The sequence below is a fragment of the Sphingomonas sp. RB1R13 genome, assembly GCF_036663775.1.
Taxonomy (GTDB): Bacteria; Pseudomonadota; Alphaproteobacteria; order Sphingomonadales; family Sphingomonadaceae; genus Sphingomicrobium.
In genome coordinates this window covers 1-1,039 of sequence record NZ_JAXOJM010000118.1, presented here as the reverse complement: position 1 = coordinate 1,039, position 1,039 = coordinate 1, and the positions used below count along the sequence as shown (strand labels likewise).

General features: G+C 59.4%; 1 protein-coding gene. It reads left to right on the top strand.

The window, feature by feature from the left end:
• Positions 1-863, top strand: an 863-nt coding sequence (locus U1700_RS15390) for an oligosaccharide flippase family protein (protein WP_332753535.1), incomplete at its 5' end; no start/stop codon positions are given.
• Positions 864-1,039: the final 176 nt, after the last annotated feature.

Sequence of the window (1,039 nt, the reverse complement as noted above, 5' to 3'; positions counted from 1 at the left end):
CCTGCAACCGCGAATTCGGCTGGAACGGTCGATTTCAGTTTGAACGGGATCAGGTTCGCATCCTGCTGGGGTTCGGCGGGTGGGTGACGGTCACCGCGTTGATCTCGCCCGTTCTGACGATAGTGGATCGTTTCGCGATCGGCTCCGTCATTGGTGCGGCGGCCGTGACCTTCTATTCCGTTCCCTATCAGGTCACGCAACGGATCGTCATTCTGCCCACCGCACTGACCAATGCGCTGTTCCCTCGACTGAGTGCCATGCGGTCGGACGAGGAAGTTTCGGCGCTATCGCGCGAAAGTATGCTGATCCTGATCGCGCTCATGACCGGTCCGGTCGTGTTTGCGATCCTCCTGACCGGACCAGCCTTGGCCCTATGGCTTGGGGAGGCTTTTGCGGAACGCGCGACATTGTCAGCTCAGTTGCTCCTGGCAGCGTTCTGGTTCAACGGGCTGGCGTTGCTGCCTTTTACGGTTCTTCAAGCTCGCGGCCGCCCCCGTATGGTCGCGGCCATTCTGGCCGCTGAGCTCATTCCCTATCTCGTGTCACTGTACATCGGCCTGCACTTTTTTGGGCTGGTCGGGTGCGCTGGGGCCTTCCTGTTCCGCTGTGCCCTCGATTATGTACTGCTGTCTTTTTATGCAGACAGGCAAGCTTTGCCGGTCCGCTGCACCGTGACAGCAGGTCTGCTCTTTGCCGGTGCGGTGGCGCTCGGCCAGTTTGCCGCGACCTTCTCTGCCCATTGGGTGATCGGAGCCGTTATTCTCCTGACTCTGGCGATCATCGAGGCATGGCGGACGGCGCCCCCAAGGATCAGAACGCTGGCATTGACGCATATTCCGCTCGGCCGCCATCAGCGATCCTGATATTCGGCCTTTCCTTATCTCAAGGAGAAAGCGTCGAAGCGTTCAGGCTTTAGCGAACGACAAAGGCGCTATCCTGTTGTCAGCCTGGCAAGCAATCAGGCTGACAATCGGTTCCGGCAAGCTGTCAAATGCCCTCGACGGGATGGCCTTGGTCGACAAGCAGCGCATGAAGCGTA